We start from the raw sequence: 22,098 nt of genomic DNA on the forward strand, positions 1-22,098 counted from the left end.
ATAAAACAAGATCACTATTACTCACCCTTTAGCGCATTAAAAAACAATTCATCCGGTCGCTTATCAATTAGCTTCTGCTTAAACCATTGGGTAAATAAAGACACTTTGGGTGTGGCTTTTTGACGGTTATAGGTCAGAAAATGACTCTCTGTAGCCGTCATAATATTTTCACTCACCGCAACAATTTGTCCGCTCTTTAACAGTGGCGTTGCATTTAATGAACGACACAACATAATTCCAGCACCTTGGACGACCAACTCTAACCCCATCATCGAACTGCCAACCTCATACTGCTTTATTGGTGCTGTGCAGGGTAAAGCATTCTTTACTAACCACTCGTGCCACCCCTCTGCATAACCAGTCACATAAATACCAGGTAATTTATCGTATTGACCTTTTTCTAAAGCTTGAACGTATTTGAGTTTGAATGCTGGACTACAGACTGCCACCCAATACTCTTGGCAGATAAGCTCTGAATGTTCACTCACTTTGGCTTTACCATTGACAATTTCAATATCCATCGGTAATTCATTGCCATCCAGTTGAGGCCAATCTTCTGTATGTAAGCGCACATGAATATAAGGGTGCTGTTGATAAAAGTCATCGAGCATAGGAACTAACCAATAATAGGCAAATGATGTATTGACCTTAATAGACAGTTGTTGAGGCTCGTTTTGATGTGTCAATGTTTGTGTTTGACTACGAATTGCCAATAAAGACTGATGAATAACGGGATAATACTTCTGCCCTTTTGCCGATAATTTTAACCGTCTTTGTTCACGGTTAAATAATGCAAAACCGAGAAACTGCTCCAAAGTTTTGATGTGCTGACTAATCGCGGCTTGTGTAACGTGTAATTCATTTGCAGCTTTCAATATCGATTGGTTTCGTGCACATGCTTCAAAAGCAACCAGAGATTTTAGCGGGGGCATCATAGGAAGTAGCTCTAATTATTTCAGCAAAGTGAACTAGCAATCTAATGATCATTGTTTACAGAGAGATGAACAATGCATGACATTAGTTTGACTTAATTAATCTTACATAACGAATTTTTTATTTAAGAAAAACTTAACTAAATAGACAGAAAAAATCGTATCACTGTAATTTCAGCTTAATTTTATACCTCTAAATTGTGATCAACTTAATCGGCACCTTGCCTAATAGAACTTATCACGACACGGAGTAAATCATGAAAAAATTGATGCTAGCTACAGTTGCAGCCGCTGTATCATTAACTAGTCTTTCTGCTTTTGCTAAACAAGAAATCACCGTTTATACAGCATTTGAAATAGAGCAAATCCGTGCACTAGAAAATGCGTTTCAGATGCAGCACCCTGAGATCAAACTCAACTTTATGCGTGATTCAACCAGTGTCGTTACTGCTCGCTTACTTGCAGAAAAAGAAAACCCGCAAGCCGATGTGATTTGGGGACTTGCCGCTACATCAATGATGGTTCTTGATAAGCAAGACTTATTAGCACCATATGCTCCTGTTGGTCTTGAAAAGCTCGATGAAAAGTTCCGCGATAGCCGTGAAGTTCCACACTGGATTGGTATGGACGCTTGGATTGCTGGCATTTGCTTTAACACAATTGAAGCTAAAAAACATAACCTAGAAGCGCCAACGTCTTGGGCTGACTTAACCAAACCTGAGTACCAAGGTCACATCATCATGCCAAACCCTGCATCTTCAGGCACTGGCTTCTTAGATGTCTCTGCTTGGTTACAGCAGTTTGGTGATGAAAAAGGTTGGGCATACATGGAAGCGCTCCATAAAAATATCGCTCGCTATACTCACTCAGGATCAGCACCTTGTAACCTAGCAGCAACTGGTGAAGCGGTAATGGGTGTCTCTTTTGCATTCCGTGGCGCAACACTTATGCAGCAAGGTGCGCCAATCGATATGATTTACCCTTCTGAAGGTGTCGGTTGGGATATGGAAGCGGCTGCGATAGTCGATGGCACAGATAAAGTGAAAGCAGCGCAAACGTTAATCGATTTTGCTGCATCAGAAGCGGCAAATAAAGTGTACAACCAATTCTATCCTGTTATTGCTATTAGCGAATTAGCACAGCCGGTAGCGCATTACCCAACCAATGCACCTGAGCTAATGATTGATAACGATTTTGTCTGGGCTTCAGATAATTACGATTACATTATTAATGAGTGGGTTCGACGCTTCGACGGAAAATCAGACGCAAAATAACCTTCTGATTATTCTATTTATGGGGCTCTTACGCCCCATTTTCATATTTTTGCCACTTTAAGCTTGGGTACACCATCCGTGAACAATACTAATTATCTCTATGTTAATAATCTTTCCAAACAGTTTGGCGACTTTACCGCATTAAGCCAAATATCCCTGGATATAAAAAAGGGAGAATTCATCTGTTTTCTTGGTCCTTCTGGCTGTGGAAAAACAACACTGCTGCGTACCATTGCTGGACTTGAACTTCCTAGCGAAGGACAAATTATTCAAGCAACGAAAGACATTACTCTCTTACCACCAGAGAAAAGAGATTTTGGTATCGTATTCCAATCCTATGCATTATTTCCTAACTTGACCGTGATGGAGAATATTGCTTTTGGACTCATTAACCAAGGCGTGAATAAACAAGATGCCACCGTTAAAGTCCAAGAGTGGCTAAAACTCGTTGATCTGCCTGATTCCGAAAATAAATACCCTTCACAACTTTCTGGCGGACAACAGCAACGGGTAGCCCTGGCACGAGCTCTCGCTTTATCGCCTGGCTTACTCCTGTTGGATGAACCTTTATCAGCACTTGATGCAAAAGTTCGTGCACATTTACGCCATGAAATTTGCCAACTACAAAAAAAATTAGGGGTTACAACAATCATGGTGACGCACGATCAAGAAGAAGCGTTAACAATGGCTGATCGTATCGTCGTCATGAATCATGGGGTAATTGAACAAATTGGCACACCTCGTGAAATCTACCACCAGCCATCTTCCAAATTTGTTGCTGACTTCATTGGCTCGATGAATTTTATGCGTGCAGAATGTCACTCTGAACATCAACTGTCTGTTGAGGGCTATACCTTTCCAGCCACTCAAACAGTTAATCATCCACATGTTGAAGTGGCGCTTAGACCAGAACAAATTCAAATATCTAATGAACTAGAAAATGGTATTACTGCCAAAATAGCCAACCAAGAATTCTTAGGATCTTTTGTTCGGCTTGAATGTGAGGTTGAACATACGGATAACCTTATTCAAGTCAATGTGAGTTCAGAGCAATTAAAAAACCAGACCTTAGAAATCGGTGATCTATGTTCGTTAAGTTGGAAAGCAGAAGATGCATTAATTTTTGAGGAACAGCACGTATGAGCTTAGAAGCGGTACTACCTCAACCTAAAAATGCCCAAAAATCTCACTCACTGACAACTCGTATATCACGTATAAGCCGTGACGAGTGGATCATGGGATCGTTACTGTTATCCACGGCATTATTAATAACCTTGGGCTTGATCGCTCCACTTTGGGCCATGTTTAGTAAGAGTCTTCATAACCGTGCGGGTGAATACATTGGACTCGAAAACTATGTCACTTATTTAAGCAATCCTTCCCTAACGCAGTCTATCTACAATACGCTGTTTATTGGTGTTTCTGTCTCGCTTATCGTTGGGATACTGGCATTTGGGTTTGCCTACTCACTGATAAAAACGTGCATGCCTTTTAAGCGCACTTTCAAACTTATCGGCAGCTTACCGATCTTAGCGCCATCACTACTTCCTGCGATTTCATTTATTTATCTCTTTGGCAATCAAGGTATTTTAAAGTCATGGTTGATGGGAGAAAGTATTTACGGACCTATTGGTATTATTCTTGGCCTTGTCTTTTGGTGTTTTCCTCATGCGGTTTTAATTATGTCGACAGGGCTATCGAATGCGGATGCTCGTCTTTATGAAGCGGCCAAAGTATTAAGAGCCTCACCCCTACGCACCTTTTTAACGGTCACATTACCGACGGCTAAGTACGGCATAATGAGCGCAATGATGGTAATTTTCACCCTCGTTGTCTGTGATTTTGGTGTGGCTAAGGTCATTGGTGGTCAATATAACGTTCTTGCTACCGATATTTATAAACAAGTCATTGGTCAACATAACTTTGCAATGGGCGCTGTGACATCCGTTATTCTATTATTGCCTGCTGTTTTATCCTTTGGTATTGAAGCTCATATTCGTCGTAAACAACAAAGCATGATGAGCACCAATGCCGTCATCTATCAACCACAACCAAGTCGCGTTAAAGATACTATCGCCTTGTTATTTTGTGGCGCTATTGTTCTGTGTATTTTGACGGTTATCGGTATGGCTTTATATGGTTCTCTGATTAGCTTTTGGCCATACAATAAAGCGCTAACTCTTAATAATTACGATTTTGCACGCTTTATTAGTTACGGTTGGTCACCTTTCTTTAATTCGGTGAAAATGGCTCTATTAGTTGCACTCATCGGTACCCTATTTACTTTTGTTGCAGCCTACTGCATCGAAAAAGGACGTACTATGAAGTCATTGCGTAATATATTGCACCTACTAGCGATGATGCCAATGGCCATCCCAGGCATGGTATTAGGACTAGGCTACATCTTCTTTTTTAACTCACCATCAAACCCTTTAAATGGCATCTACGGCACGATGACTATTCTTGTATTGTGTACCGTTGTGCATCTTTATACGGTTGGACATATGACGGCGATGACGACACTTCGCCAAATGCCTGCTGAAATAGAAGCGGTCGCTGCCTCACTTAAAATACCGCAATATAAAGCGTTTCTAAAAGTATCTGTACCACTTGGTTTACCGGCAACCTTAGACATTGCAAGCTATTTATTTGTCAATGCGATGACCACCACATCAGGGGTGATATTTCTCTACACCAACGACACGGTTCTCGCCTCGATTGCTGTCATGCACCTTGATGGTATGGGTTATACCGCCGCCGCTGCCGCAATGGCAATTATGATAATGCTGACCTCTGCTGTTGCTCGTATTATTCATGCCATTATCAGTTACGTGCTAATTAAAAAGACTCAACGCTGGCGTCATCGTTAACTTTTAGAATCCACTTATATTACAAAGTTCGAGTTTGAACTTTGAGCAGGAGTTTCATAATGTCTAAGCAAACCCATTCTATCGATCTTTATATTTTTGATATGGATGAAACCTTAATTGCCAATGATCTCACCGTTCTTTGGCACCAGTATCTAGTCGACAGTTTGGCATTAGCTGATCATGATTTTCTTACTGAAGATAAGTTACGTATGGCACAGTACTACCAAGGAAATATGGATTTAGATCAGTATATCTTTTTTAGCCTAAGTCCATTAAGCCATCTAACAGTAAGTGAAATCGATGAACTGGCTGATGACTTTATAATGCAGCGTGCTTATCAATATATTTACCCGCAAGCTATAGAATTGATAGAAAGTTTAAAGCAAGCAGGTACCGCTTGTATGATTATTTCTGCGACGGTTACTTTTCTTGTTAAAGCAATGGCTCGATATTTAAATATTGAATTTGCTGAAGGCGTTAATCTTGTTCAACTTGGCGATCATTATTCTGGTGCGATTTGTGGGATCCCAAGCTATCAGGCAGGCAAGGTTCAACGCCTCAATCAGTGGCTTGAATTGCATGATAACCAATATACCCCAAGTCATTTTTATTCAGACTCGATCAACGATTTACCACTTTTACTTGAAGTTCCCAATCCAATTGTCATTAATGGTTGTGCACGGTTAGTTGAAGAGGCTGAAAAAAGAAGTTGGTCACAAGAGTACTGGACTTTACTGCCTAGTACTTAATGCTCGAATAGCCACTAGCCACTAGCCACTAGCCACGAAAAATAAAGCCTCTACCCTATGATGAGGCTTTGCAATATTACTCTACATTACTTGCTCTAAATGCGCTAAAATGCCCGTCCTTATTTTAGCTTTGAGCCTTTTATATTAATGACTACTACCACTACACCAGCCAACTTTAGCGAACTTGGTCTTATTTCTCAGTTGTTAAACCGCCTACAAGAGATGGAATATCAACAACCAACACCAATTCAAGCGCAAGCTATCCCAAGCATTCTAGCTGGTCGTGATTTAATTGCTGGTGCAAATACAGGTTCAGGTAAAACAGCAACGTTTGCCCTACCTCTATTACAACAACTGCATACCGAGCAGTCATCAAATAAAAACCTCAAAGGTAACTACGTCTCTGGCTTGATCTTAGTACCTACTCGTGAACTCGCAAAACAAGTTGCTGACAGCATTAAGTCTTACGCAACTCACTTCAATGGCGCAATCAAAACCGTTGCTGTATTTGGTGGCGTATCAGCAAATACTCAAATGCTTGCTTTACGTGGTGGTGCGGACATTTTAGTTGCGACGCCTGGTCGACTGCTAGACTTGGTTGCAAGTAATGCTGTTAAATTAGATTTGGTGAAAAACCTAGTGCTTGATGAAGCTGACCGTATGCTTAGTCTTGGCTTTACCGAAGAATTAGCTGAAATCTTAGCGCTTCTACCAAAGCAAAAACAAACCCTACTGTTCTCAGCAACGTTCCCAGAGCAAGTTCAAGCTTTAACACAAGAACTCCTTAACGATCCGGTTGAAATTCAACTGCAAAGTTCAGATGCAAGTACATTAGTCCAACGCGTCTTCACCGTGAATAAAGGCGAGAAGACGGCTCTATTAGCGCATTTAATTAAGCAGCACCAATGGCGACAAGCGCTTATCTTTGTTAACGCAAAGAATAGCTGTGAGCACCTGGCTGATAAATTATCGAAACGCGGTATTATTGCTGAAGTTTTTCATGGTGATAAAGGTCAAGGCGCACGTACTCGTGTATTAGAAGCGTTTAAAGCTGGCGAAATTGACGTATTAATTGCGACGGATATTGCCGCTCGTGGTTTGGATATTGAAAAACTCCCAGTTGTGATCAACTTTGACTTACCAAGAAGCCCATCGGATTACATGCACCGTATCGGTCGAAGTGGTCGTGCTGGTGAAGTCGGTTTAGCGTTATCTCTGATCGATTATGAAGATTACCACCACTTCAAAATCATCGAAAAGAAAAATAAAATTCGTTTACAACGCGAACAAATTGCCGGTTTTGAAGTTGATGAAGCGATGGTTGAGCAGTACTTAGCAGCAACAAAACCTGTGGCTAAACCAGCCGGTACGGGTAAGAAAAAGCGTAAGAAGCTATTAAATAACAATGATGATGTGTGGTTAAGAAACTCATAAACCATTACACAGAGCTCTTGGCTACGATTAGTATAAGACTCTATATCAAGCGATAGTTTATCTCTTGCATAAAAAACGCCTTCAATACATGAAGGCGTTTTATGTAACTTATCAAACGAATTGATCTTCAATCGAATGCTTACTACTTAAATTATCAGCTCTAAATGACATACTTTACAGCCGTTTACAATAAGATTAGCGAGCTAAATTGTAACGCTCTTTGTAATCATCAACGCTATTACAAGGCGCTGGGAAATCTTCAATGTTAGTGCCAGTGTTGTAGAAAGCCCAACCTAGTTTACCCAGTTTTAGCTTACCATCTTCAGCGTCTTCTTCATCCCACTCACAGATGATCTCTTCGATCACACTTTGCGTGTTCGTAAACTCTAACTCTGAAATTTGACCAAGTTCAGCAACGGTTTTTTCGCTATCACCTAGAACGTAATACTCAGGAAGTGCTGACATATATTTAGACGCATCTAGAACAACTTGTACATAATCTTCAATGCTATTATCCATACCTTCAACTTTGATTTTATTACGTAGCTCTTCAGCCCAGTAATATTCAAGGAATGGAATTGATTCAGACTCGCCTTTATCCCAACCAATATCACGCGTGTAGTATACAAGCGCACGGTAGTCATCGTTACCTAATCCGCGCTCATTGTCTTCACCTTGTAAGCCTAAATCTTTTGGTAACGCTGAAGGTTCAATTGATTGACCATTGTCATACAAGTATACGTTTTTCGTTTCTTGCATCTTTTCCCAGAATACATCCATGCTTGCACTATCTGAGAAGTTATCTTGTACGCGAACTAATACGTTCGTGTCTTTTCCACCATCGTGCATATCGTGGAAGCGACCAAAGGTATGATGACCATCGGTTAAGTAAAGTGCGCCATCAGGACCAACAATAACGGTGTTGATCCAGCTCATGATACGCTCTGTACCATGCTGATCTTCAGAGATCACACCATCTTTATCTCTTGGCTCTTTACATTCAAAGCTTGTAATATCATTAAAGTCACTATCGTCATTAAAGAATTCAACACTATCGCGTAAACCATAAGTTTCACAAAACTCTTCGAAGCGCTTTTCTTCTTCTAGTTGCCAACGACCTAGCTTATAGTCATTCTGTAATTGGCCTTGATTCATTTGTGTTGGCATTAAATCGCCAACGGTAACCCAATGAACATCACCAGTGGAGAAGTCAAAATGCTCAGCTTTGCCTTTCTCTCCTAGGCTAACACCACTATCATTATTGCTGCTACTATTACAACCAGCCAATAAACCTGCTACAACGAGTGCCATTGCTGCTTTTTTCATATTCCCTCACGAATGGTCATTAAGTTAATTCGAACGGGATACTACACTTGATAAATGACACTAATCTTACAGAATAGCTAAATAAATATTAAACCATTGTTAACAGCGTAATAGTATAATAGTGATGAATTATCCTCTATTAAACATCAACATAAGTGATTCACTGCTTGGTTTTAGTTCAGTATAAAGTGCCCGTGCAAGTCGGGTTTATATGTCATGACTTCAACCCCGTTTAGCTTCGCTTCTTCGAGTAAATCTGCATATTTTGCATCAATATGCCGCGCGCCTAAAACAGAATCGATACCACTATGTAAAATGGCAAACAATAAAACAGCTCGATGCCCTTCTTTGGCTATGTTCATCAACTCAATCAGGTGTTTTTGCCCACGTAGCGTCTTTGCATCAGGGAAGTAACCTTGACCATCTTCGAGTAAGGTACAACTTTTTACTTCGACAAAGCAGCGCTCATCATCGCGAGAGAGCATAAAATCAATTCGGCTATCGCCATACTTAACCTCTGGCTTGACTTCGTAACCCTCTAAAGTCTCGATCTTATTTGCTCTCAGTGCCTGTCCGACAAATTCATTGGCTCGCGCCGTGTTAACACAAATAAGCCCGTCTCGATCAGTTAACTCCCAAGTGTATTGATATTTACGTTTTTTATTATCACTTGTGCTGTACCAAATGGTATCCCCTTCACTGCCGCAATTTGTCATTGACCCTGTATTGGCTACGTAAATGGTTTCTTCACTGCCATTGATAATAACATCGGCTAAAAAGCGCTTATAACGTTTGATTAATACTGCTTTCTGTAACGGGATCATAACTAAGGCTGCCTATTTGGAAGTTGGAAGGAGATACACTCTGTGCTTAACGGTATTCAATGTCTTGTTCAATGAAATCGGTCTCACTAAACCAAGTTACATTGCCGATATAGCCCTGTTCTTTTAGTTCATTGTCTATTTGTGCAGCAACGCGAGTTGTCATTTGAAACCAACCATTATCTTGATTAAGTTCACTAATAATATCTTGTACCAATTGTTGCGCTTCATCATCCAGTAACAAATTCAAATAGCTCATTTTATTATCCATCCAAAGCCTAAGTGCTCTGTTTTTTAGTCAAGTTCATCGTGATGACATGTTAACACTCCGATGATACAAAACAGCAAATAAATGAATTTTAGTGCAAGCATAAGCCAAATCGTACTTTACCGTCATAGTGTTACTTTACCAATATATGCACAGAATGCATTTTAAAAATGAAAAGCATTCATTTTACTCATTAATATATATTACCTAATATAACGGCAACAGAAAGCAGCAATGCTTATCAATCGATTCAATATCTAACATGCTCATTACGAGGTATAACTATGACAATTCCAACAACTGATATGCTTAACGCATGGAAAGGATTTACAGCAGGTGATTGGCAAACCGAAGTCAATACTCGTGACTTTATTCAAAATAACTACACACCATATGAAGGTGATGAATCTTTTCTTGCTGAAGCAACAGAAGCAACGAATACCCTTTGGAACAGCGTATTAGAAGGCATTAAACAAGAAAGTCGCACTCATGCCCCTGTTGACTTCGATACTGATCTACCTTCAACCATCACTTCTCATAATGCTGGATACATTAACCAAGAACTTGAAACGATTGTTGGCTTACAGACTGATAAACCACTAAAACGTGCGATCATCGCAAATGGTGGTATTCGCATGGTTAAAAATTCATGTGAAGTGTACGGTCGTCAACTAGACCCAATGATTGAAAAGACGTTTACTGATTATCGCAAAACGCACAATAAAGCATGTTTTGATATTTACACTAAAGACATTATTGCTTGCCGTAGCTCGGGCATTATTACTGGCTTACCAGATGCTTATGGACGCGGTCGTATCATTGGTGATTACCGTCGTATTGCTCTTTACGGTATTGAGTTTTTAAAAGCAGACAAACAAGAACAATTAAAATCAACTCAAGCTTTCTTAGAGCAAGGTCAAGATCTTGAAAAAACAATGCGTCTGCGTGAAGAATTAGCTGATCAAATTCAAGCACTTGATGATATTAAAACGATGGCATTAAGCTATGGTATTGATATGACTTTGCCAGCAACAACGGCTCAACAAGCCATTCAGTTTACTTACTTTGGTTACTTAGCTGCCGTTAAATCACAAAATGGCGCGGCGATGTCTTTGGGTCGTACTTCTACTTTCTTAGATGTTTATATAGAACGCGATCTTCAAAGCGGTCTAATCACTGAGCAACAAGCACAAGAAATGATCGACCATTTCATCATGAAATTACGTATGGTTCGTTTCTTACGTACGCCTGACTACGATTCATTATTCTCAGGTGACCCAATTTGGGCGACTGAAGCAATGGCTGGTATGGGTGTCGATGGTCGTACATTAGTAAGTAAAACAACATTCCGTTACTTACATACGCTAGATAATATGGGTCCAGCTCCTGAGCCAAATATGACGATTTTATGGTCAGAGCAACTCCCTATTGCTTTTAAGAAATACGCAGCAAAAGTCTCGATTGAAACTTCATCTGTACAATACGAAAATGATGACTTAATGCGCGCTGATTTCGATAATGACGACTATGCAATTGCTTGTTGTGTTAGCCCACAGGTTGTTGGTAAAGATATGCAGTTCTTTGGTGCTCGTGCTAACTTAGCAAAAGCGCTACTTTATACCATCAATGGCGGTATCGATGAAAAATCACAAAAACAAGTCGGTCCAAAAGTTCCACTAATTACTGATGATGTCCTTGATTTTGATTCATTACTACCACGTTTTGATGACATGTTAGACTGGCTTGCGACCCAATACGTGACGGCATTGAACATTATTCATTACTCACATGATCGTTATAGCTATGAAGCTTCATTAATGGCATTGATGGATCGCGATGTGCGCCGAACCATGGCATGTGGTATTGCTGGTCTTTCTGTTGTTGCCGATTCTCTCGCAGCGATAAAATTTGCAAAAGTATCACCGATTCGTGATGAAAATGGCATTGCTATCGACTTTGATATTGAAGGTGACTACCCTAAATTTGGTAATAATGATCCACGTGTTGATGATATTGCTTGTGAACTTGTTAAGCGTTTCATGGCCAAGATCAGTAAAATGAGTATGTACCGCGAAGCGATTCCTACTCAATCGATTCTAACGATCACATCTAACGTGGTATATGGCAAAAAAACCGGTAACACCCCGGATGGTCGCCGCGCAGGTATGCCATTTGGACCAGGTGCAAACCCAGTTCATGGTCGTGACACAAACGGTGCTGTTGCTTCATTAACTTCGGTTGCTAAACTGCCGTTTGAATCTGCAAAAGATGGGATTTCTTATACTTTCTCTATCGTACCAAATGCGTTAGGTCGAGATATCGATACTCAGAAACAAAACTTAGCAGCATTGATGGATGGTTATTTCCACCATGAAGCAAACGTAGAAGGTGGTCAGCACTTAAACGTTAATGTGATGAACCGAGAAATGTTAATGGATGCCGTTGAGCACCCTGAAAAATATCCTCAACTGACTATCCGTGTTTCTGGCTATGCTGTACGTTTCAACTCGCTAACCCGAGAGCAGCAACAAGATGTCATCACGCGTACTTTTACTGATAAAATGTAATTGAACGTTATTTAAACCAATAAAAAATACCGAGCTCTATATGCTCGGTATTTTTATTTCTAAACGGTTATAAGCATTTCATAATTCAAAACATTAGAACCGTTATGCGCCTTTCGGAGGTGTAAACGCAGTAAGTGTTGGTGCTTTTCCAGTATACTTTTCAATTTTAACGATACCAGAATTACCACTACAACCATTCGCTAATCGAGATGTTGGAATATCCATCGTGAGTACGTTTGGTCCACCATTTTTACACATGCCGGTTGTAGGATCTAAATCAGGCCATGCACCTTCATGGATACATACACTCCCCTCTTTAATACCATCAGTGACATGGGCACCGACTAAAACTTGACCGCGCTCATTAAAGGCACGAACTAAATCGCCATCTTTAATACCACGAGCTTTAGCATCAGCAGGGTGAATCGTAATTGGTTCACGATTCTGAATTGCATATTCTTTACGAATATCAGCATAATTAAATTGGCTATGCAAACGATGTGCGGCATGTGAAGTCATTAACTGTAATTCACCATCACTGTAATTCGCTGCCCATTCTGTTGGCTCTAACCAAGTTGGGTGAGGAGGACAATCCTCGAGCTTATAACTTTCTATGGTTTTAGAGAATATTTCAATCTTACCACTTGGAGTACCAAGAGGGTTCATTATTGGATCAGAACGGAAATCACCGAAACGCACAAACTGAGCATTTTTCTCATTCCATTTCATTTCAATAAGTTCGTTTGCTTCCCAGAATTTAGTAAAATTCATCATTGGAACACGAATATTTCGACCACCTTGTTGAGCACCTTTGTAGAAGTCACGAAGCCATTCCATCTCCGTTTTATTTTCCATATAGGCATTTTTACCGCCCGGTCTCAAGTATTCCGCTAGATCAGCAAAGACATCCAAGTCATTGCGAGCTTCATGTTGCGGCTCTACCACTTTTTTCATCGGCACTAAATGCTGATTCGAATAATCACCTGTCATTGTTAAGTCATTACGTTCAAAAGTCGTCGTAATCGGCAAAACAATATCAGCATGCTTAGCGGCAGCAGTCCAATACGGTTCTGAAATAACAATCATTTCCGGCTTCTGCCACGCATCAATCAAGCGGTTAGTATCTTGGTGATGTGTGAAATTCGCACCACCTGCCCACCAAATCATTTTTATCTCAGGGAAAGTCAATGTATGACCATTGTGATGGAATTGAGAACCTGGGTTTTCTAGGCACTCAACAATACGCGCTACAGGAAAAGCGGTGACAGATCCTTGAACAGCCCAGTCATTACCACCCGAAGAGTCACCACCAACGGACGCTGAAATGGCTGGTAACACACCGGCATCACGAGCTGGATTACCACCGTTAGAGTAATGATATGAATAGCCAAAACCACCACCAGGTAAACCGACTTGACCTAGCATTGAGGCAAGAACCGTTAACATCCAGTGTCGCTGTTCACCATATTGTTGACGTTGCATCCCCCAACCAGCCATCAGCATAGTGCGGTTTTCTTTGAAAATTTTAGCCAGTAACTCAATTTGCTTGACAGAAACACCTGAAATGCTCTCAGCCCACTGAGGTGTTTTCTCTATACCATCTTCTTTACCCATTAGGTAGGCTTCAAATGGTTCATAGCCAACCGTATATTTAGATAAGAACTCTGTATCGTGTTGCTTAGTCGTGATTAATTGATGAGCGATCCCCATCATGAGTGCCACATCAGACTGAGGATTTGGTGCAATCCACTCAGCTTTATCCCCAAAGAAATCTGCCGTTTCAGATCTCATAGGATCAATAATAATCACTGTTTTGCCAGATTTTTTTAGTTGGTGGAAAAACTCTAGCCCTTGTCCATCGGTCGATGACCAAGCAATTTTTAAGGTATTGATTGGGTTCAAACCCCATAAAACAACAACTTCGCTGTTTTCTAACACAACAGGATAAGTCGTTTGCTGCTCGTAGACCTCAATGGAACCAACAACGTGTGGCATAATTACTTGAGCAGCACCAGTGGAATAATCCCCTAAGTGACCGGCGTAACCGCCAGACATACTCATATAACGTTGAAGTAAGGATTGTGCTTTATGCAATACACCACTAGAGCGCCAACCATAAGAGCCAGCAAAAATAGATGATGGTCCATATTCCTCACGAATTCTCATATGTTGTTGATGTATAAGTTTATATACCTCATCCCATGAAACTCGCACAAACTCATCACTACCACGGAGCCCCTGGGGATTATTCGGATTATCTAAGAAGCCTTTACGAACCATTGGGTACTTAACTCGTGCCTTAGTATGCACTTGTGAAGGTCCTGTCAGTTGCAGGCTATTCGGTACTGTTTGCGCTAAACCACTCTTTGTTGATACTAACTGACCCTCTTTTACTTCACATAAAAGTGGTCCCATGCGGCCTGCAGTTAAAATTAACGAATCTGAACGACCTGCAACAGCCTTAGCATTAACTGACATAGGAGTCAGCGACGTGATAGCTAATGCACCAGCTGATGCACCTGCGCCTTTTAAAAATCCACGACGAGAAATATTAGTCATAGTCACTTCGTCCTTATTCATGGTTTGCCACATCTTTAGCGTGGTTTTGGAAGAATTTAGTTAAAATTTCGAGATTTAATGTAGAAATATCGGTACGTTCACCCATACTTTTAGCAACAGGTCCCCATGAGTTTACCGTAAAGTGATTAGGTGGGATTTTGGCATGACAAGTGGCACAGTAAACCGTATCTAGTTGTTCAGCATAAGCCCAAAGCGCTTTTGTTGAATCGAGAACTTCAGCATTAATCGTGCCGGTTAAACTCGCACTACGCCATTCATTACCATAAGCATCAACATTCGATTCGCCCAATTGAAGAGCCTTCTGACCTTGTTCCGTTAAAGTAGCAATAATTGCACGCTGTCCTTGTCCCATATAAATAACGCTTTCAGCACCTTTCATTTGGTAGCCAGATACCGTCACTTCTCGCTGATCTTTTTGCGTACTTTCAACGGCTAATTCAACGGTTGGATTTAATGTTGCCAAACCATCCATTTCAATAAAGTCAATTGGATAAACAACTTTAGCATCAGCTGCTGTTTGTTTTGCATCATCATATAAGTGGTCAAATTCAGACGTGTCTAATTTCATCTGAGGAGCGATATGAGCAACGCCTCTATGACAATCGATACAAGTTTGTCCCATTTTTTGTGCTGACATATGCATATCACGAGCGGCCTGAGGTTGATCAAACATCTCCATAGCATCAAAGCTATGACATGAACGACAGGTAGCAGAGTCATTTGCTTTCAAATCAGCCCAAACCATCTCAGCTAACTCTAAACGATGCGCTTCATATTTCTCTGGGGTATCTATTTTACCAGTAACAAATTCATGATAAATATCTTTTGAAGCACGGATCTTGGTCCATAAATAGTCCACAGTATTATGGGTGGGAATGTGGCAATCAGCACACTCTGCTCTGATCCCTTTTTGATTACTGAAGTGAACAGAACCTTGGTACTCTTTTAATGGTTGCTCCATCGTGTGGCAAGATACACAAAACTCTGTTGTTGATGTTGCGTGTAAAACAGCTTGTGTCCCACCTAATGTTATCCAACCAATTATCACGCCGATTAAAGCGATAATAACAATATATCGTTTCTTCATTACAGTATTCCTTACATTTACTGATAACTTTATTTATTCATTAAACATACCTTAACTACCTCTAAAGGGTAGTATACAGATCAATAAACTAACTCTTTACGTGTCACAATAAGACATAATTTGTTACACATCACAGAAAATAAAAATAAAACGATAAAACCAATAAAGGCAAACCTCGTTATAAATAACTAGATTTGCCTCTTGGGTTTAATATTCAGTATTTAATTGAAAGCGAACTATCTAACGCTAGACACCCTCGCTGGCATCAACCGGCTTTGGTTGATAATGCGCAGGCGTTAAATTCACAAACTGAGGTAAAGTGACACCAACCGAAATAGAAGACCAGGTTCCACTCACAATTCCAACAAACAACGCAATAGCAAAACCTTGCAATGAAGCGCCACCGAGTAGCCATAAACTACCAACGGTCACTAATGTTGTACCAGAGGTTACCAATGTTCTTGATAATGTTGCTCTAATCGCATTGTTAATGAGAACCTCTGTTTTTCCATTCGGATTGGATCTTAATAACTCGCGTACCCTATCAGCAATAATAATTGAATCATTCAGCGAATAACCTAAAACGGCTAATACCGCCGCGAGAACCGTTAAGTTAAATTCAAGCTGCAACAATGCAAATAGCCCCAGAACAACAACGACATCATAAATTAATGCCGCAAGTGCCCCTAACGCTAAACGCCACTCAAATCGAACACTTAAATAAAGCATAATGAGTATAAAGCAGACTAAAATTGCTAGCCCACCTTGCTCAACCATATCCTGGCCAACCTGAGGACCAACGACACTACTGTTTAACACCTCAACTTTATCGCTAATCTTGGACATGATATTTTGAATTGATTCTGTTACATCCTCTGTTTGGTTGTAACGTAATACCCAGCGATCATCTTCATTCGACTTCACAACCTGAACGTCTTGATGAAACGCTTGGTCAAGGTGCTCACTAATGTCACTGGCTGTGATGTCTGAATCTAAAGCGACCTCAGCAACAACCCCACCGGTAAAATCTAGCCCCCAATTAAAGCCTTTAGCACCAATAAATAACACTGATAGCGCAAAAAGCAGCACAGAGAACGCCGACATTGCTATACGTATGCGAGTTAAAATTTTATTTGATATTGTCATTGTTATACCCTCACATCGTGGCGCTTATCACGGCCCCAAATTAAATTAATCACCGCTCGCGAAGCAAAAATACCCGTAAACATACTTGTTGCTAAACCTAAGCCAAGCGTAATTGCAAAACCTTGAATCGGACCATTACCGATGGAATACAGCGCTACAGCGACAATCATCGTGGTTAAGTTTGCATCAAAAATAGAAGCAAAAGCACTATCAAACCCTTTATCAATTGATTGAGCAAAGGTTCGCCCTTCTTTCATTTTGTCTTTTATTCGTTCAAAAATGAGGACATTGGTATCAACGGCCATTCCCACTGTTAAGACTAATCCTGCAATCCCTGGTAAGGTCAATACCGCGCCAGGTAGCAGTGCGATGAGCCCGAGTAGCATCACCATATTGGTAATAAGAGCAGCATTCGCAACCCAACCCAATCGGCGATACCATAAAGCGATAAAAGTGAGTGTTAAGCCAAGCCCTAAAGCTAAAGCTGAAAAGCCGTTAGTGACATTTTCAGCACCTAATGATGGGCCAATGGTTCTTTCTTCGATAATTGTCACGGGAGCAGTTAAGGAGCCAGCTCTTAATAACAGAGCTAATTCTTGCGCATCTTGCATGCTTCCTGCGCCAGTAATACGAAAGCGATTCCCCAGTTGAGATTGAATCGTCGCGACGCTTATAACGCTACTAATTTCTTGGCTTTCACCTTGTGCATTTCGACTATATTCGCTATAAACCGTTGCCATCGGGTTACCAATATTCGCTCGCGAGAACTGTGACATTTTGCGTCCACCAGCACTATCGAGTGAAATATTGACTTCTGCTTCCCCCATCTCACCAAGATTTGCTCGCGCATCAATAATATGTTCACCACCAAGCACAGCACGGCGACCAACTCGAACAGAGTTACCATCATTATCGAGCAGCCTTGTGGTTTGAACATCTGTGTTACTAGGCACGGAATGAAATGCCAGTGATGCGGTTGCTCCAATGACATCTTTTGCTGCGGCAGGATCTTGAACACCTGGTAATTCAATTCTAATTCGATTCTCACCTTGGCGTTGAATCGAGGCTTCCGTAATACCTAACTGCTCAACACGGCTACGCATAATCGATAAGTTTTGTTGTACGGTAAGGTTGCGCAAGGCTATTTGATCATCTTCCGGCTGAGTCACCGTTAATGTTCGATTCGATACTCGAAGTTGCCAGTTGGGATAATTTTCACGAATGAGCGCTGCTGCTACGGTAACGTCTTCATCTTTACTCACCGTTAGCACAACTTGGTCATTCACTTGACGACCACGACTTGAACGAACTTGGCTTGATACGTCATCAATGATGGTTTGTCGATACGCTTGATACACTGGCTGCATATCCACTTCAAGTAAGAACTGAACACCACCACGCAGATCAAGACCCAAACTTATCGGTGAAAAACCCAAATCCGTCATCCAAGCAGGTGCAGCAGGCTCCATCGCGAGTGCAACCGTCACTGAGTCACCCAAAAGTGTATTAAGTTGGCGTTGTGCTTCCGTTTGTTGATCTGGGTTTTCAAGAACAATAACGGTTCTATCCCCGCTTTGATTAATGCTGAGTGTATTAATCCCGGTACGATTCAATTGACTGGCAATGAGACTGGCATCAATCACCTTATCATTACGGTTATTGATCTGTAGTGCGGCATTTTCTCCATACCAAGAAGGTAAAGCACTTAATGCCATAATAATAATCGTACCTATGAGGACAACATACTTCCAAGTCGCATAATGGTTAATGACTTTATAATTTCGCTTTGTTTTCATATCTAACTCTATAATTTAAAATATATTTAGAGCTCACATAGCATGGCTTGATCGATTAATAATTAAATAGAATGATCGATAAGCCCAAGCCGTTATCTTTGGTAAAAACCAACGGCTGCTATTTCAAATGTGAGAATAAGCCCGGTGTAAAAGGCAATATAGATAGAGTTAGCTGTGGCGAGTATGTTGATGGGTATAAAGCAGGTTACTCTCTTTCCAACCAGACAGTCGAGAGCTTAAACGAATATTACTCGTCCAATGAAATAACGGTGAAGGGAGATCGGTTGCGGAAGTGGCAATACCAAGCAAGTAAGGGGATAAGAAACTAATTAGTAGGTGGTAATCAGGTTCAGTACCTTGCCCAGCACAATGATCACTACTAATTATGCGATTCGTTGATGCTAAAAAATAGAGAACTTGATAATCATTTAATGTGAAGTCCTTATTTTGGACGTCATCTTGAACGAAAATAGTCATCTCTTTTGCTGTGATCACAGAGTGCTGTGATTCTATACCAAAAGCTGTACTATTTGCTGATGAGCTATTGCTGACTTCAACTTCATTATTATCAACTTTTACGTACTCTCCCGCCATCACGGTGTGCGATAACACAAATGACATCAGAAATAGTAGGATGAGTTGAGAACAACGTTTAAACAAAAGTACTAGCACTCGTATAAAATGAAGGAAACGATAGTACCGACTGCTTGAATGAATGTAAATAGCCAGCATCATCGGTGACACTGGCTATTTATTATATGAGATAAACGGTAACTTACTTTATGCCGTTAACCACTCTGATTCATCAAGAGGACGATCAACAATTCGAACCTCACTAACATAACCAATAAGTGGATTATCAACTTTTCCATCCCATGAAGAAGCACCAATCGTCCAATTAAAGCCATTAACCGCAGCTAATCCATCAAGGCTCTTATCCGTTTCATTACGCATCGTCAGTGCACCATCAACAAACATTTCCGTAATCATATGACCTTTCGACTCATCACGTCGGTTAACAACTGCAACATGGTGCCAGCTATCAACACCAAGATCCCATGACCATGAGCGGTGTACGTTACCACTATCATGCGATAAGGCTTCAAATTGTAATTCACGTAGTGTTGATGTCGCTAATACAATGGATGGATCGCCACCACTTCCAGCTAAATCTAACTCTTTTGCCGCTTGGCTACGTGAGATCTGGTGACAAAGTATTCCACCCCAACCACCTTGGTCGTAATCCCAACCATTAGGAAGTTTAATGAACGCTTCAATAGTAAAACCTTCACCTTTAAAGTCACTGTCACTTAAGGTAATGCCTGAGGTTTCTAGATAAACTCCGACCATATCGCGCTTATCACCAAGGAACAGCATTGACCCGTTAGCATAGCCTAAACCTGGTGAGTCCGAAGACATATCAAAGTAACTTGTATTTCCCAACATATTATTTTCAAAGCCTTTCATTGCCAAGTGATTACCTTGACCGCTCAAATCTTGGAATAATAGTTGGTTTTTGTCTGACTCACGTACAATCATACGCTCTTTATCAAGCAACCAGTGCGCTCGTGTTCCGGCAACACCAGCAGGTCCTGCATTGATATTATCTTCGTTATTTAGATCATTAAAACGGAAGTCAAAATCCATCGGAAAGTCAAAATGGTTAATCGTATCCGTTAAATCTAACTCATCTTGAGAATTCAGAGGAATGCCTGCTGCAATTTTTTCCATCACATACGGAGAGAATGAACGCATAACCATTTTCTTGTTGGTATAGTCAAAACCAACGGTACGCATTAAACCATTACCACCCCAGAACATTGATTGGTAATCCACTACGACCATTAAAACTTCACGACCGTATTTGTTGTACGCCACTAAGCTCGATGCACCGTGATGATGACCGTTCAAGGTTAAGAAAATCTGATCGTTGTTATAAATAAGGTCAGTAAAGAACTCAACACCTTGGTTTGTCACAAGTGGACTTTCACCATCACCTGCAATATTGATTAACTGGTGCGTCGAAAGAATCGTTGGGATATCAGAATGTTGATCCAGAATACTTTGTGCCCAAGCAATACTGCTCTCTGATGGACGCCAATCCATAGCAAGTGAAAGGAACTTCTGCCCATTTGATGCTTCAAAAATATGATAGCTATTAAAGCCTGTTGGACAACGACCCATGTAGGTTGGATCTTGCTGCATACGTGACTCAGGGAACCAATCAAAGAAAGGTTCTTCTGCAAGGTTACGACCATCATCAGCACCTTGGTTTAATAGGTCGTGATTACCACATAGTATTGAGTATGGTGTATTGCCACCCTCAAGCAGTGACATTGCATGGTCAGCAGCAACCCACTCCGAATCTATACGGCGGTCTTCTACGATATCACCTAAGTGGAAGGTAAATGGAATATTTTCTTGTGCCCAGTTATCTGCAATCCATTGTGTTTGTGCATCAAATCGTTCTGGACTGTTCTCACTGTATTTTTGTGTATCAGGTAAAACTGCAAATTTAAAATCAACCTTCGATGGTGTTGGAGATCCACCACTTGATGTACTAGAGTTGCAACCTGTTAGGTAAGCAGCAGCCATTGTTACAGAAGCACCTTTAAGGAATACGCGTCTGGTTATCATTAATTCAATCCTATTCTTTTAATATTAATTTTTATTGCATGTGTATTTAAAATAGCCTTCTGACAGTGCTATCTTAAATTTCATTTACAGTGAGGCATAACAAGTAATAACGACTACTTGCTGCTATTGTTTTTCTCTTTAATTTCTATATTACCTTGCAGCTCTTTAATTCTAATTTCTTTATTTAATTCATCTTGTATATTACTAGCCATAGACTTTATTTTTGATGTTGTATCAAATGTAAATCTTATCGCTTTAGGTAATTTTTCTGGACCAAGAATGATTAAACCAAGAACTGAAATAAGTAGCATTTCCCAAAAGCCAATATCAAACATTTAGTTACCAACAACCTTTAATATCATACTGTTGTATTTTATTTACCATTGTCTGGTTGGGTATCAATATCAACTTCTTTTTTAAAGTCATGTATCATTGTTCCTAAGTCACTACCTGCACTGCGTAGCTTTTTCGTTCCAAACAATAATAAGATAACCACAGCTATGATAAGCAATTGCCAAACACCAACACCCATAAATACACCTCATAATTACTATGATTGAGATAATAGATTGGTTTTATTTCGGAAATATTACTGATATAAATATTAATAG

18 protein-coding genes are annotated in these 22,098 nt (G+C 40.5%); 6 read left to right on the forward strand and 12 right to left on the reverse strand.

The window, feature by feature from the left end; genetic code table 11:
• Positions 1–17 precede the first annotated feature (17 nt).
• Complete coding sequence (locus BCU68_RS02920) at positions 18–935, reverse strand: LysR substrate-binding domain-containing protein (protein ID WP_102563310.1); 918 nt, start codon at positions 933–935, stop codon at positions 18–20.
• A gap of 254 nt (positions 936–1,189) precedes the next feature.
• Between BCU68_RS02920 and BCU68_RS02925 the strand changes: the two genes are divergently transcribed.
• From BCU68_RS02925 to BCU68_RS02945, 5 genes are all read left to right on the forward strand, one after another.
• Positions 1,190–2,206 carry a putative 2-aminoethylphosphonate ABC transporter substrate-binding protein gene (locus BCU68_RS02925; RefSeq protein WP_102563311.1) on the forward strand — a complete coding sequence of 339 codons (1,017 nt, stop codon included), beginning with the start codon at positions 1,190–1,192 and terminating at the stop codon, positions 2,204–2,206.
• 78 nt (positions 2,207–2,284) lie between these two features.
• The gene (locus tag BCU68_RS02930; RefSeq protein ID WP_102563312.1) at positions 2,285–3,349 is read left to right on the forward strand and encodes a putative 2-aminoethylphosphonate ABC transporter ATP-binding protein; all 1,065 of its coding nucleotides are present in this window, start codon (positions 2,285–2,287) and stop codon (positions 3,347–3,349) included.
• Positions 3,350–3,441: 92 nt separating this feature from the next.
• Positions 3,442–5,076, forward strand: a complete 1,635-nt coding sequence (locus tag BCU68_RS02935; RefSeq protein ID WP_241901259.1) for a putative 2-aminoethylphosphonate ABC transporter permease subunit — start codon at positions 3,442–3,444, stop codon at positions 5,074–5,076.
• 59 nt (positions 5,077–5,135) lie between these two features.
• Positions 5,136–5,825 (forward strand): HAD family hydrolase, encoded by a 690-nt coding sequence (locus BCU68_RS02940; protein ID WP_102563314.1) that lies wholly within the window; start codon positions 5,136–5,138, stop codon positions 5,823–5,825.
• 147 nt (positions 5,826–5,972) lie between these two features.
• The gene (locus BCU68_RS02945; RefSeq protein WP_102563315.1) at positions 5,973–7,259 is read left to right on the forward strand and encodes a DEAD/DEAH box helicase; all 1,287 of its coding nucleotides are present in this window, start codon (positions 5,973–5,975) and stop codon (positions 7,257–7,259) included.
• 195 nt (positions 7,260–7,454) lie between these two features.
• On the opposite strand, the gene BCU68_RS02950 is transcribed toward BCU68_RS02945, so the two are convergent.
• The 3 genes from BCU68_RS02950 to BCU68_RS02960 form a co-directional block, all read right to left on the reverse strand.
• Positions 7,455–8,585, reverse strand: a complete 1,131-nt coding sequence (locus BCU68_RS02950) for a ParB/Srx family N-terminal domain-containing protein (protein ID WP_102563316.1) — start codon at positions 8,583–8,585, stop codon at positions 7,455–7,457.
• Between the two features lie 173 nt (positions 8,586–8,758).
• Positions 8,759–9,409 (reverse strand): DNA/RNA nuclease SfsA, encoded by a 651-nt coding sequence (sfsA, locus tag BCU68_RS02955; RefSeq protein ID WP_102563317.1) that lies wholly within the window; start codon positions 9,407–9,409, stop codon positions 8,759–8,761.
• A gap of 46 nt (positions 9,410–9,455) precedes the next feature.
• Entirely contained in the window at positions 9,456–9,665 is a 210-nt protein-coding gene (locus tag BCU68_RS02960) for a hypothetical protein (protein WP_102563318.1), read from the reverse strand.
• A 293-nt stretch (positions 9,666–9,958) separates the two neighbouring features.
• Between BCU68_RS02960 and pflB the strand changes: the two genes are divergently transcribed.
• Positions 9,959–12,241 carry a formate C-acetyltransferase gene (pflB, locus tag BCU68_RS02965; protein WP_102563319.1) on the forward strand — a complete coding sequence of 761 codons (2,283 nt, stop codon included), beginning with the start codon at positions 9,959–9,961 and terminating at the stop codon, positions 12,239–12,241.
• Between the two features lie 102 nt (positions 12,242–12,343).
• On the opposite strand, the gene BCU68_RS02970 is transcribed toward pflB, so the two are convergent.
• From BCU68_RS02970 to tatA, 8 genes are all read right to left on the reverse strand, one after another.
• Positions 12,344–14,800, reverse strand: a complete 2,457-nt coding sequence (locus tag BCU68_RS02970; protein WP_102563369.1) for a molybdopterin guanine dinucleotide-containing S/N-oxide reductase — start codon at positions 14,798–14,800, stop codon at positions 12,344–12,346.
• Between the two features lie 13 nt (positions 14,801–14,813).
• Complete coding sequence (locus tag BCU68_RS02975; protein WP_102563320.1) at positions 14,814–15,908, reverse strand: NapC/NirT family cytochrome c; 1,095 nt, start codon at positions 15,906–15,908, stop codon at positions 14,814–14,816.
• A 246-nt stretch (positions 15,909–16,154) separates the two neighbouring features.
• Positions 16,155–17,054: a protein translocase subunit SecF gene (gene secF / locus BCU68_RS02980; RefSeq protein ID WP_102563321.1), complete on the reverse strand. Its 900-nt coding sequence runs from the start codon at positions 17,052–17,054 to the stop codon at positions 16,155–16,157.
• A 2-nt stretch (positions 17,055–17,056) separates the two neighbouring features.
• A complete protein-coding gene (gene secD / locus BCU68_RS02985) occupies positions 17,057–18,850 on the reverse strand; it encodes a protein translocase subunit SecD (RefSeq protein ID WP_102563322.1) in 1,794 nt (597 codons plus the stop codon).
• Between the two features lie 168 nt (positions 18,851–19,018).
• The gene (locus tag BCU68_RS02990; RefSeq protein WP_133126122.1) at positions 19,019–19,462 is read right to left on the reverse strand and encodes a hypothetical protein; all 444 of its coding nucleotides are present in this window, start codon (positions 19,460–19,462) and stop codon (positions 19,019–19,021) included.
• Positions 19,463–19,630: 168 nt separating this feature from the next.
• Complete coding sequence (locus BCU68_RS02995; RefSeq protein ID WP_102563324.1) at positions 19,631–21,487, reverse strand: LamG-like jellyroll fold domain-containing protein; 1,857 nt, start codon at positions 21,485–21,487, stop codon at positions 19,631–19,633.
• A 113-nt stretch (positions 21,488–21,600) separates the two neighbouring features.
• Positions 21,601–21,822, reverse strand: a complete 222-nt coding sequence (gene tatB, locus BCU68_RS03000; RefSeq protein ID WP_102563325.1) for a Sec-independent protein translocase protein TatB — start codon at positions 21,820–21,822, stop codon at positions 21,601–21,603.
• Positions 21,823–21,860: 38 nt separating this feature from the next.
• The gene (gene tatA / locus BCU68_RS03005; RefSeq protein ID WP_102563326.1) at positions 21,861–22,019 is read right to left on the reverse strand and encodes a twin-arginine translocase TatA/TatE family subunit; all 159 of its coding nucleotides are present in this window, start codon (positions 22,017–22,019) and stop codon (positions 21,861–21,863) included.
• Positions 22,020–22,098 lie beyond the last annotated feature (79 nt).

Source organism: Vibrio sp. 10N.286.49.B3, from assembly GCF_002873395.1.
Lineage (GTDB): Bacteria > Pseudomonadota > Gammaproteobacteria > Enterobacterales > Vibrionaceae > Vibrio.

What these genes read in the sequence shown, in the direction of transcription:
- secF (WP_102563321.1), bottom strand. Translation starts at nt 17,054, where the DNA reads ATGACAATATCAAATAAAATTTTAACTCGCATACGTATAGCAATGTCG.
- BCU68_RS02950 (WP_102563316.1), bottom strand. Translation starts at nt 8,585, where the DNA reads ATGAAAAAAGCAGCAATGGCACTCGTTGTAGCAGGTTTATTGGCTGGT.
- BCU68_RS02995 (WP_102563324.1), bottom strand. Translation starts at nt 21,487, where the DNA reads ATGATAACCAGACGCGTATTCCTTAAAGGTGCTTCTGTAACAATGGCT.
- BCU68_RS02975 (WP_102563320.1), bottom strand. Translation starts at nt 15,908, where the DNA reads ATGAAGAAACGATATATTGTTATTATCGCTTTAATCGGCGTGATAATT.
- BCU68_RS02935 (WP_241901259.1), top strand. Translation starts at nt 3,442, where the DNA reads ATGGGATCGTTACTGTTATCCACGGCATTATTAATAACCTTGGGCTTG.
- BCU68_RS02970 (WP_102563369.1), bottom strand. Translation starts at nt 14,800, where the DNA reads ATGACTAATATTTCTCGTCGTGGATTTTTAAAAGGCGCAGGTGCATCA.
- BCU68_RS02920 (WP_102563310.1), bottom strand. Translation starts at nt 935, where the DNA reads ATGATGCCCCCGCTAAAATCTCTGGTTGCTTTTGAAGCATGTGCACGA.
- BCU68_RS02925 (WP_102563311.1), top strand. Translation starts at nt 1,190, where the DNA reads ATGAAAAAATTGATGCTAGCTACAGTTGCAGCCGCTGTATCATTAACT.
- sfsA (WP_102563317.1), bottom strand. Translation starts at nt 9,409, where the DNA reads ATGATCCCGTTACAGAAAGCAGTATTAATCAAACGTTATAAGCGCTTT.
- tatA (WP_102563326.1), bottom strand. Translation starts at nt 22,019, where the DNA reads ATGGGTGTTGGTGTTTGGCAATTGCTTATCATAGCTGTGGTTATCTTA.
- pflB (WP_102563319.1), top strand. Translation starts at nt 9,959, where the DNA reads ATGACAATTCCAACAACTGATATGCTTAACGCATGGAAAGGATTTACA.
- BCU68_RS02940 (WP_102563314.1), top strand. Translation starts at nt 5,136, where the DNA reads ATGTCTAAGCAAACCCATTCTATCGATCTTTATATTTTTGATATGGAT.
- secD (WP_102563322.1), bottom strand. Translation starts at nt 18,850, where the DNA reads ATGAAAACAAAGCGAAATTATAAAGTCATTAACCATTATGCGACTTGG.
- BCU68_RS02945 (WP_102563315.1), top strand. Translation starts at nt 5,973, where the DNA reads ATGACTACTACCACTACACCAGCCAACTTTAGCGAACTTGGTCTTATT.
- BCU68_RS02960 (WP_102563318.1), bottom strand. Translation starts at nt 9,665, where the DNA reads ATGAGCTATTTGAATTTGTTACTGGATGATGAAGCGCAACAATTGGTA.
- tatB (WP_102563325.1), bottom strand. Translation starts at nt 21,822, where the DNA reads ATGTTTGATATTGGCTTTTGGGAAATGCTACTTATTTCAGTTCTTGGT.